At 76.1% G+C, this 10,693-nt stretch carries 7 protein-coding genes; 3 read left to right on the top strand and 4 right to left on the bottom strand.

Annotated features, from left to right (window positions below; all coding sequences use genetic code 11):
* The 3 genes from HCN51_RS23820 to HCN51_RS23810 form a co-directional block, all read right to left on the bottom strand.
* On the bottom strand, positions 1-2,367 hold a 2,367-nt coding region (locus tag HCN51_RS23820), incomplete at its 3' end, for an AAA family ATPase (protein WP_168011662.1).
* Positions 2,368-2,449: 82 nt separating this feature from the next.
* Positions 2,450-3,106: a response regulator gene (locus HCN51_RS23815; protein WP_168011661.1), complete on the bottom strand. Its 657-nt coding sequence runs from the start codon at positions 3,104-3,106 to the stop codon at positions 2,450-2,452.
* A complete protein-coding gene (locus tag HCN51_RS23810) occupies positions 3,103-4,302 on the bottom strand; it encodes a histidine kinase (protein WP_206067592.1) in 1,200 nt (399 codons plus the stop codon). The genes HCN51_RS23815 and HCN51_RS23810 overlap by 4 nt, the downstream gene beginning before the upstream one ends.
* Positions 4,303-4,435: 133 nt before the next feature.
* On the opposite strand from HCN51_RS23810, the gene HCN51_RS23805 reads away from it, so the two are divergent.
* The 3 genes from HCN51_RS23805 to HCN51_RS23795 are packed head-to-tail and all read left to right on the top strand — an operon-like array spanning position 4,436 to position 7,417.
* Positions 4,436-5,434: an ATP-binding cassette domain-containing protein gene (locus HCN51_RS23805; protein WP_168011659.1), complete on the top strand. Its 999-nt coding sequence runs from the start codon at positions 4,436-4,438 to the stop codon at positions 5,432-5,434.
* Positions 5,434-6,234 carry an ABC transporter permease subunit gene (locus HCN51_RS23800; RefSeq protein WP_168011658.1) on the top strand — a complete coding sequence of 267 codons (801 nt, stop codon included), beginning with the start codon at positions 5,434-5,436 and terminating at the stop codon, positions 6,232-6,234. Before HCN51_RS23805 ends, HCN51_RS23800 begins: the two co-directional genes overlap by 1 nt.
* 16 nt (positions 6,235-6,250) lie before the next feature.
* Positions 6,251-7,417 (top strand): alpha/beta hydrolase family protein, encoded by a 1,167-nt coding sequence (locus tag HCN51_RS23795; protein WP_168011657.1) that lies wholly within the window; start codon positions 6,251-6,253, stop codon positions 7,415-7,417.
* On the opposite strand, the gene HCN51_RS23790 is transcribed toward HCN51_RS23795, so the two are convergent.
* Positions 7,395-10,682 carry a WD40 repeat domain-containing protein gene (locus HCN51_RS23790; protein ID WP_168011656.1) on the bottom strand — a complete coding sequence of 1,096 codons (3,288 nt, stop codon included), beginning with the start codon at positions 10,680-10,682 and terminating at the stop codon, positions 7,395-7,397. The two genes, HCN51_RS23795 and HCN51_RS23790, sit on opposite strands and share 23 nt — an antisense overlap.
* Positions 10,683-10,693 lie beyond the last annotated feature (11 nt).

The following is a 10,693-nucleotide window of genomic DNA, read 5'->3' as shown; positions in this document are numbered from 1 at the left end:
GAGCCCCCCGCGCCGCCCCCCCTCCGCCGCCGCCGCGGCCCATCCGCCACAGATCATCACCGGGTACGGCGCCGCCGCGCACGGGGGCGCCCGCCGTTCACCGCCGGCCAGCCACCGCCGCAGCGCCAGCTCCCCCGCGTAGACGGGGTGCCGCACGGAGACGGCCAGGCCGAGCCCGCGACCGGCCTCCTCGCGCGCCCCCGCCGCGTCGCCCGACCACAGCAGGTGCTCGCAGCGGGCGGCCGTCACGGGGCCCACCCGCTGCGGCTCGCCGGTGCGCTGGGCCTGCCCGGCCGCCTCCTCCAGCAGGGCCGCGGCCCCGGCGTCGCCACGGGCCGCCAGGATCCGGCCCCTGGCCAGCAGCGCGGGGAACCTGGCCACCCCGCCCTTCACCGCGAGGGCCAGCGACGCCTCGGCGTCGGCCAGCGCGCCGTCCCAGTCGCAGCCCTCCACCCGCACCACGGCCCGCACGCCGAGCAGGTACTGAACGTAGCCGTCGAGGTTGCGGCCGGCGGCGTAGGCCAGGGCCTCTTCGAGCGCGCGGGCCGCGACGCCGTACTCGGCGAGCTGGACCGGCCCCGTGGCCAGCACGACCAGCGCCCGGGCCGCGTGATCTACCAGCCCGGCCGCCTCGGCCCGCTCGTGCGCGGCGCGCAGGGCCGCCGTCGCCCCCGCCTCCCCTCGGACGAGGCGGGCGGTGCTCACGTTGATCTCCGCGTGGACGGAGGCCGCGACGTCCCCGAGCCGGTCGGCGAGCTCCCTGGCCCGCTCGCCCCACGCCACGGCCTCGTCGAGGTGGTGCGCGGCCATGTGGAGCTGAGACTGGTTGCTGTAGGCCATGGCGAGCTGTGGGTCGCCGTCCGCCAGCACGGTGACCAGCCGCGCCGCCGCCTCCCACGCCTGCTCGCGGCGGCCCGCCCACCAGGCCAGGCGGGAGATCCAGCGCAGGTTCTCGCCGACCGGGCCCGCCCGCCCCTCCGCCTCCCGCAGCTCCAGCGCCGCCTGCCGGGCGCGCAGCGCCTCCTCGGCGAGCCCCGCCAGGTACGCCTGCTCCGCGTACGCCTCCAGCAGCTCCGCCCGCCGCTCGGCGGGCAGGCCGCCCGCGTGCTCCACCGCGGCCCGGTAGTGCGCCGCCGCCTCCCGGTGCGCCCCCTGCCTGGCCGCCCCGATGCCGGCCAGCTGCGCGTAACGCAGGACGGCGGCCTCGTCGCGGGCGTTCAGCGCGTGGTGCACCAGCCGCCCCGGATCGACCCCGGGCGTCCGCGCGAGAACGCCCAGCACCCGGCGGTGCGCGGCCGCCCGCCGGGCCGGCGACAGCGACTCCTCCACGGCACTGCGCAACAACTCATGACGGAAGGCCACCCCGTCACCGGACGGCACCAGCACCCCCGCGTCGACGCACGTCTCGACCAGGTCCGCCGCTCCCGCCACGACGGCGGCGTCCGCCCTGGTGGGCAGCACGGACACCAGCCTGGCCAGCTCCCTGGCCGGCTCCGGCAGGGAGCGCAGCCGGTCGAGGATGAGGTCCTGCACCGTGGCCGGCACCGCCGCGCCCTCGCTCGCGAGCAGCTCCGTCACCAGCAACGGGTTCCCGCCGGTCAGCCGGTGCACGGTCGCCGGGTCGCGGCCCGCCCGGCGTACCAGCTCCGTCACGCACCCGTACGAGAGCGGCCGCAACCGCACGCGCCGGACGATCGCGCTCGGCAGGGCGGCCAGCGCCCCGCGGATCGGATGCTCCGCCCCCACCTCGTCGTCCCGGTACGTCACCACCAGCAGCGCCGGCAGCCGGCCGATCCGCCGCCCCAGCCACACCAGCCAGTCGAGCGTGGCCTCGTCGGCCCAGTGCGCGTCCTCCACCACGACCACGGGCGGCACCGGCGCCGTGGGCGCGGCGGACGCCGACCCGCTCGCCGCCCCCAACCCGCTCGCCGCCACCGACCAGCGCGCCGCCACCGGCCCGCTTGCCGCCACCGACCGGCCGGCCGCTTCCGGCCCGCTCACCGCCACCGACCCGCGGGTGGCGCCGGCCAGTTCCACCGTCGCGCCGGTGGCGCCGGACAGCTCCTCCAGCGAGGCCGCGAAGATCTCCTCCTGCGCCGCACCCGCCCCCAGCCGCTCCGCCAGGAGGCCGCCCGTCTGGCGGCCGATGTCGTGCAGCGGCCCCAGGGCGCGCGGGGTGACGAGCCGGTCGCAGCCGCCCCACAACACCCGCGCCCGCGCCCCGCACCGCCGCGCGAAATCGTTGACCAGCACCGACTTGCCGATGCCCGCCTCCCCGGCCACCACCGCCACCCGGCCGCCTTGCGCGCACTCGCCGAGCAGGCCGTCGAGGAGTTCGAGCGTCGCGGAACGCTCCCACAGCTCCACGCCCCGATCGTAGACCCGGCGGACCCGCGTTCCAGGGCTCTTGCCACGAGACGAGCGCTCTTCCCGGGACGCCAGGCTCTTGTCAGGAGGCCGGGATGACCAATCCCGCGTCGTAGGCGGCGATGACGAGATGAACCCGGTCGCGGGCACCCAGCTTGGCCAGCAGGCTAGCGATGTGAGCCTTGGCGGTGCCATGGCTGATGTGCAGGTGCGCCGCGATCTCCGCGTTCGAAAGCCCCCGACCGGCCAGGGTCAGCACCTCCCGCTCACGCGCCGTGACACCGGCGAGCTCACGCGGACGCGGACGCGGCTCGGGCCGCCCCGCGAACTCCTCGATGAGCCGCCGCGTCACACCGGGCGCGAGCAAAGCGTCCCCGGCGGCGACGACGTGAACGGCGGACAGAATGTCCTCCAGCGCCATGTCCTTCACCAGGAAACCACTCGCCCCCGCCCGCAACGAGGCGTAGACGTTGGCGTCCTCGTCGAACGTGGTCAGCATGATCACGCGAGTGGCCGGGGACTCGGCGGTGATGGCCCGGGTGGCCTCGATACCGTCCATGGCAGGCATCCGGATGTCCATCACCACGACCTCGGGCCTCAGCCGCCGCACGAGCTGCACGGCCTCGACTCCCGTCCCCGCCTCCCCCGCCACCTCGATGCCCGGGTCGGCGTCGATCACCATGCGCAGACCGGCACGGATCAGAGGCTGATCATCGGCCAGGACGACACGAACGGTCACCGTACCTCCATGCAGGTGGCTGCGAGGGGAAGAGTGGCGGTGACCCGCCAGCCACCCTCGGGACGGGGCCCCGCGGCGAGCCGGCCGTTCAGCAGAGCGACCCGCTCCCGCATACCGACGAGCCCGTAACCACCGGACGGGGCGGGGGCCGTCGGGGCGCGACCGTCGTCGGTGATGTCGATACGAAGCTCGCCAGGCGCGTGGTCGAGGACGATCGAGCAGTGGCCGGCTGCGGCGTGCCGGACGACGTTCGTCAGCGACTCCTGGACCACGCGGAAGGCGCACCGATCGACGGCGGGGGGCAGGACCTGCGGATGCCCCTTGCGGTGCACCTCCACGCAGACGCCCGCGGCCGTGACCGTCGCCGTGAGCCGATCGAGATCCGCCAACCCCGCCTCCATACCACCGGCTCCTGTGCCCGTGACGGCGGGGTCGCGGAGTGGGCCGAGGAGGTGGCGCAGGCCCTGGAGGGTCTGCCTTCCCGTTGACTCGATCGCGCTCAGTGCGGCCCGCGCCTGGTCCGGGCGGCTGTCGATCACCCGGGCGCCCGCCCCCGCCTGGATGGCGATGACGCCGATGCTGTGCGCGACCGTGTCGTGCACCTCCCGGGCGATGCGCAGCCGTTCGGCGGTGAGCGCCTGGTGCTCGGCGTGCGCGCGCAGAGCCGCGCCGTACTCGCGTCGCTGCCGCAGCACCGTCCCCGCCGTCCAGGCGACCGCGACACCCGCCGCCAGCAGCGCCGCCAGCGCGAGGAACCCGGGGGCGAGCACGCGCAGCCCCTCGGCCAGCAGGGACGCGTGCCAGGCCGCCTGCTGAGCGACCAGCGTGGCGGTCGCGGCGAGCAGGCCGGTGCGGCGGGGGCGGGTGGCCGTGACGAAGCAGAGCAGCAGGTCGGACGCGGGCAGCAGCGGCCAGGCCCGTTCGGCGGGCTGCCCGAGCAGCACCGCCGCCAACGTCTCGGCCAGCAGCACCACCAGCACCACGCCCGGCCACCGCCTGGCCCACACCAGGGGGAGCGCCATGGCGGCGGCGAAGGCCAGGTGCGGCAGGCCCACCGGGAGCAGGCTCTCCTGCTCGGCCAGGGTGACGGCGTACAGGAGCGGCACGCACGCGATGACGACCGCCCAGGTGAGCGCCGCCCGCGCGGCCGCCGGCAGGCGCAGGGTCAGGGGTGGTCCGGGCCGTTCGTCACGCACCCCGCCGATCGTAGTCACCCCCCTGCTCACGAGCATCGGCCCACGGGCCTATGTCCCCAGGCCACCCCGCCCGTACGGAAACCGGCCCGTGGCCCGATGTCTCGGAGGGCGCGTGCGCGCCACCGTTGGTCGGGTGATCGAAGTGAAGGGATTGACCAAGCGATACGGCGAGGTGACGGCCGTGAACGGGCTGACGTTCACGGTGCGGCCCGGTCTCGTCACCGGATTCCTCGGGCCGAACGGTGCGGGTAAGAGCACCACCCTGCGCATGATCCTCGGGCTGAACCGTCCCACCAGCGGCAGCGCCACCATCGGCGGCCGGCCGTTCGTGCGGCACCGGGCGGGGCTGCGGCATGCGGGCGCGCTGCTGGACGCCGGTGACGTGCACGGCGGGCGCAGTGCGGCGGCGCACCTGTGGGCGCTGGCGCGTGGCAACGGTCTCCCCCGCCGGCGGGTGGGTGAGGTGTTGCGGGAGGTCGGGCTGGAGGGGGTGGCGCGGCGCCGGGTGGGCGGGTTCTCGCTCGGGATGCGGCAGCGGCTCGGCATCGCCGCGGCGTTGCTGGGCGATCCGCCGGTGCTGCTGTTCGACGAACCGGTCAACGGGCTGGACCCCGAGGGGGTGCGCTGGGTGCGCGGGCTGTTCCGGCGGCTGGCGGCGGAGGGGCGGACGGTGCTGGTGTCCAGCCACCTGATGAGCGAGATGGAGCACACCGCCGACCGGCTCGTGGTCATCGGGCGCGGGGAGCTGATCGCCGATGAGAGCGTGGCCGACTTCGCCGCGCGCGGCACCGGTGCGTCGGTCACCGTGCGCACTCCCGATCCCGCCGAGCTCGCCGCCGTCCTCGTCGAGGCGGGCGCCCGCGTGCGGCATGACCGCGCCAGTGCCGGTGCCGGTGTCCTGACCGTCACCGGGCTGAGCGCCGACCGCGTCGGCGAGCTGGCGTTCGAGCGGCGGATCCCGCTGTACGAACTCGCGCCGCGTGCCGCCTCGCTGGAGCAGGCGTTCATGGAGCTGACCGCCGCCCACGCCGACCACCGCACCAGTGCGCTCAAGGCCGGCGGACAGGCGGGATGGCGCGACGACGGCTCGTCGGCCGCCTCGCGGAGCGGGGCCCGGAAGGAGGGCGTGTGATGGCGGGGGGCGGGCGTTTCGGTGACCTGCTCGCCGCCGAGTGGATCAAGCTCTGGTCGCTGCGCTCCACCCGCTGGCTGTTCGGGCTGGGGATGCCGGCCATCGTCGCCTTCGCCGCGCAGAGCAGTCTGGACGCCTATCGCGCCTGGCCGGGGTTCACGGCGATGGAGAAGGCCAGGTTCACGCCGCTGGCGGAGGCGTTCAGCGGGCTCACCGCCACCATGGTCATGATCGGTGCGGGCACCGTGGGGGCGCTGGCGATCGTCGGCGAGTATGCCACCGGGCTCATCCGCACCACCCTGGCCGCCGTTCCCGCTCGTCATCGCGTCGTGGCCGCCAAGCTGGCCGTCGTGGGCGCCGTCACGCTGGTGGCCGGCGTGCTCGTGTCGGCGGCCACGTTCGGGGTGAGCCAGGCGATCCTGTCCGGACGCGGCTTGACCGTCTCGGTCGGGGATCCGGACGTGGTGCGGGTGCTGGCCGCCAACGCGCTGCTCGCGCCGGTGTCGGCGCTGGCCGGGATGGGGATCGGCGCGCTGGTGCGGCACACCGCCGGGGCCGTCGTGGCGGTGTGCGGGGTGCTGGTGGTCGTGCCGATGTTCCTGCAGCCGACCGTCCACCAGTGGCTGAACGACCTGTACGCGCTGGTCCCCTTCTACGTCTGGCGTACCTGCCTGGGCCTGCCGCGGCTGCGCGACGACCCGGCGTTGCCCACGGTGGCCGGCTCGTGGGCCGTCCTCGCCGCGTGGCCGCTGGCCGCCGCCGTCCTGACCTTGTTCCTCGTACGACACCGCGATGTCTGACCTCCGAAGGAGCCCCATGATGCCGATCCGGCACCTGCTCGCCGTCTGTCTCGCGTTCGCCCCCACGGCCTGCGCCACAACGAGCGCCGCCACCATCACAGCCACAGCCACAGCCACAGCCACGGCCACGGCCACAGCCGCGCTCCGGCTGGAGCTGCCCCGGCCCACCGGTCCCCACCCGGTCGGGCGTGACGTCCTGTACCTGGTCGACGAGAGCCGGAAGGATCCGTGGGTCCCGGCCGCGGGTCCGCGCCGGCTCATGGTCTCGATGTACTACCCGGCCCGCTCCGCCACCGGCACCCCCGTCCCGTACCTGGATCAGGAGGAGGCCGCGTCCCTCATCCAGCGGAAGGCGCCCGGCAGCGGCCTGCCGGCGCAGGTGATCAGCGGCATCCGCACCCACGCCCGCGCCGGCGCGCGCCCGCAGGGCGGCCGGCACCCGCTGGTCGTGCTCTCACCCGGCCTGGGCCTGCCGCGCGCGAGTCTCACCTCCCTGAGCGAGGATCTGGCCAGCCGCGGTTACGTCGTCGCGGCGGTGGATCACGCCTACGAGTCCTCGGGCACCACGTTCCCGGGAGTCGGCCTGCTCACCTGCGCGCCCCTGTGCGATCAGCCGAAACCTCCCGAGGGCGGCAAGGCGGCCATCACGAGGAGCCGGGCGGCGGACCTCGCGTTCGTCCTCGACCGGCTGACCGGGCGTCACCCCGCCTGGGGCCGGGCCGCCCTGATCGACCGCAGGCGCATCGGCGTGGCGGGCCACTCGCTCGGCGGCGACGCCGCCTCGGCGACCATGCTGGCCGACCGGCGGATCAAGGCGGGCGTCAACCTCGACGGCACCGTCAACGTCGCCCTCCCCGCGACCGGCGTCGGCGACCGCCCGTTCCTGCTGATGGGCAGCCAGAGCGAGCACAGCCCCGGCCGGGACCACACCTGGGACGACACCTGGCGGGCCCTGCGCGGCTGGAAGCGCTGGCTGACCGTGGCGGGCGCCGAGCACGACAGCTTCACCGACCTGGCCGTCCCGAAGAGCGCGGCCGGCCTCACGCCACCCGGCACGATCGCCGCGGGACGCGCGGTGGAGCTCACCCGCACGTACGTGGCGGCCTTCTTCGACCGGCACCTCAGGAACGGCAGGCAGCCGCTGCCCGCCAACCCCGAGGTCACGTTCCACGGTGGTAGGTGAAGGCGAACAGTCCCGCGTCGCCGGCCGCGTACAGGGCCGAGCCGTCGGGGTGCCACACGCAGCCGTGCAGCTCGCCGTCCACGACGATCCCGCACTCCGTCGCGTACGCGGCGACGTCCCAGACGCGCAGGCAGCCGGGGCGGGCGGCGGTGGCCAGGCGGGTGCCGTCCGGGGAGAAGGCGAGGCCGGACACCCAGTCGTCCTGCCCGAGCCGGGCCGTGCGCGCCCCCGCCAGGTCGAACAGCTCGACCGGGCCGCCGATGGTGCCCACCGCCACGAGGCCGCCGCCGGGGGCGACGGCCAGCGCCTCGACGAGGCTGCCGGTCTCCGCGAGCCGGCCCAGCGGGCGGCCGTCCCGGCTCCAGCGCCGGACCTCGTAGCCCGAGGCGACCGCGAGCCAGGACGAGTCGGGCGCGATGGCCAGCGCGGTCACGTCCTCATCGTGGGGCTGCAGGGTCGCGTGGAGCTCGCCGTCGCGAGTCAGGATGCGGACGGTACGGTCGGCGGCGACGGCCATCCACGTGCCGTCGGGGGAGATCGCCGACGTCGGCTCCATCATCTCTTCGGCGCCCGGCTCCGGGGCCCTGAGCAGCGCGCCGTCCGGGTCGTGCAGCCGGATGCCGCCCTCCGGGTCCACGCCCAGGACGTACGCGCCGTCGGGGGCGACGGCCACGCTGCGCAGCCACTCCCTGGGGCCCCGGGCGCGGACGGTCCCGTCCGGGTTCCACAGGGTCAGGCCGGACAGGCCGACGGTGGCCACGTAGGAGCCGTCGCCGGCGATCGCGACGCCGCGCAGGTCGTGGTAGGCGGGCGGCTCGGTGGGGCCGGTCCGTACGGCCGCGTCCACGTCCCAGACGCGGACCGTGCGGTCGCCGCTCGCCGAGACCAGGAGGCCGCCGTCCGGGGTGAACGCCAGGCCGGTGATCGTGTCGGTGTGGCCGTTCAGGCGGGCCAGGACGGTTCCGCCGGCGTCCAGGACGGCGATGTCGTCGTCGTAGGTGGAGACGGCCAGGCGGCGGCCGCCGGGGGCGATGGCCAGGCCGGTGCCGTGGGTGAAGACGGTGTGCGGCTCGGCGCGCGGGGTGCCGTCGGCGTTCAGCAGGCGGAGGGTGCCCTGCCGGCTGAGCAGCGCCAGCCACTCCCCGGAGGGGGCGACGGCCACCGCATCGGCGCCGTTGTCCCTACTCACCTGCCCGCCCTCGCCGCCAAGATCCCCCTCCTCGCCACCAAGACCCGCCTCCTCGTCGGGCCAGATCGCCTCGACGGTCGCGCGGCGGGTCCCGTCCGCGTTCCACAGCTCGGTGGTCTCCGGCCCGGTCGCGGCCAGCCACGTCCCGTCCGGTGCGATCGCGACCGCTTCGTACGCCTCCCAGGCGTCCTCAGGCGTGCCCCGGGGCGTGCCGTCGGCGGAGAAGAAGTGCAGGAAGCCGTCCCCGCCGGCGACCCCCCACGTCCCGTCCGGCGCGATGGCGACCGTCTCGGGCGGCCCCGGCAGGTCGTCGAGGACGGCGCGCTGCCGCCCGTCCGGCTCCCACAGCCGGACGGTGCGGTCCCAGCTCGCGGTGGCCAGCCACGTGCCGTCGGGCGCGACGGCCACGGACGTGACCGCGCTCTCGTGCCCGACCAAGCCACGGAGAGGGGGGCCGTCCAGGTGCCGGCGCGCCACCTGCCCGTGGTCCCCGGCGGCGGCCACCCAGGCGCCGTCCGGGGACATGGCCAGGCCGGTCATCCGGGCCGAGCCGGTGCGGTGCGTGCGCAGGAGCGCCTGGTGCGGCAGGTCCGGCGGCGTCCCGCGATGCTCCAGCCACGGCGACCCCCGTTCGATGAGCCACCGCCGCAGGTCCGCGCCCAGGCCGGGTGTCGCGTGGAGGCGGGCGGCGAGCGTGGGCAGCACGCCGACGCCCAGCTCGCGCGCGCTCTCCAGCAGGTGCGACGAGCCTGCCAGGACGCGCGCGACGGAGGCGGCGGCGTCGCCGGCCCGGTCCAGGTCCTCCAGGGCGGCCTCGACGCCGGAGTGGTGGATGCGGGAGGCCAGCCAGGTCACGTCGCGGACCAGCTCCCGCACCGCGTCCTCGTCACCTGCCTCCGCGTGCAGCCGGACGGCGTTGCGCAGCATCCACTCCCCCGTGCCGGGCAGGTCGGCCCAGCCGTCGGGGGTGTCGTCGGGGTCGGCCTCGGTCAGGGCGCGGCGGGCCCGCTGGAGGCCGTCCGCGCCGAGGAGCCGCCGCACCCGCTCGGCGACCGCGTCCGCCAGCCCGAGCACCGGCTGGTCGGTACGCCGCCGCACCAGGCTCAGCCCTTCCAGCCGGGCGATGAGCGCGCCGATCTGCCCGCCCGTCACGCCTCCGCCCGAGCTCCACAGCAGCGCGGCCACGCCGATGGGGATGCCCTCGTCGTGGTCGAACAGGCCGAGCTGGAGGAACCGCGTGGCGGCGGCCGGGTCCACGGTGCGCAGCCAGCCGAGCGCTTGGTCCACGAGCGCGCCGATCAGGCGGGCCCTGGAGGCGGGGACGGCCAGGTCCACGGGCCCGGGCAGCCCGGCGGCCAGGCGGGCGGCGGCCTCGGTGGCCGGCTCGCCGGTGACGACCTGGCTGACGATGAGCCCGTGCGCCATGGTGAGGGCGAGCGGCCATCCGCCGGTCAGCTCCGCCAGCCGGGCGGCCGTCCCGGCGTCGAGGGCGGGCAGGTCGCGGCGCAGCAACGCCAGGCTCTCGTCAGGCGGCATCGGCCCGACCCGCACCGTGGCCGCGAACGGCAGCTCCTCCCCTGCGGCCCGCGCCGTGACCAGCCACGTGCACCCCGGCACCGCGAACGCCAGCGGCACCACCTGCGCCGCCTGCCGCAGCCCGTCCACGACCATCAGCCGCGGCCCCGGCCGGAAGATCTGCTCGCGCAGCAGCTCGCCGGCCGCCTCGTCGTCGTTGGCGGCGCCGACGAGGTCGCTCAGCTCCAGGTGGGAGTACAGCTCGACGTCCTCCCCGTGCAGCCGGTCGAGGACCTCGGTGAACTCGGCGGCGCGGTCCTCCACGTGCGTGCCGCCGGCGTTCAGCCAGCCGACGCCCCCCGGGAAGCGCCCGTCCACCTCGGGACGGCGCAGCGCCGCCGCCACGACGGCGGTCACCCCCAGCCCCTCGACCCCGTCCACCGAGGGCACCACGACGATCAGCCCGCTCTCCCGCGAGGTCAGCGCGGACACGACGCGGTCCACGTCGTCCTGCCGCCCGATCCATCCGTCGATGCCCGCGATCGCCCCGGCCTGCCCCATGCACGTGTCCC

The organism is Nonomuraea composti, from assembly GCF_012034275.1.
GTDB lineage: Bacteria > Actinomycetota > Actinomycetes > Streptosporangiales > Streptosporangiaceae > Nonomuraea > Nonomuraea composti.
Note: the sequence above shows the minus strand (reverse complement) of the source record. Positions and strands in the feature narration are given on the sequence as shown.

Excerpts from the sequence above, each read along its gene's own strand:
- HCN51_RS23790 (WP_168011656.1), bottom strand. The coding sequence starts at position 10,682 with ATGGGGCAGGCCGGGGCGATCGCGGGCATCGACGGATGGATCGGGCGG.
- HCN51_RS23795 (WP_168011657.1), top strand. The coding sequence starts at position 6,251 with ATGATGCCGATCCGGCACCTGCTCGCCGTCTGTCTCGCGTTCGCCCCC.
- HCN51_RS23800 (WP_168011658.1), top strand. The coding sequence starts at position 5,434 with ATGGCGGGGGGCGGGCGTTTCGGTGACCTGCTCGCCGCCGAGTGGATC.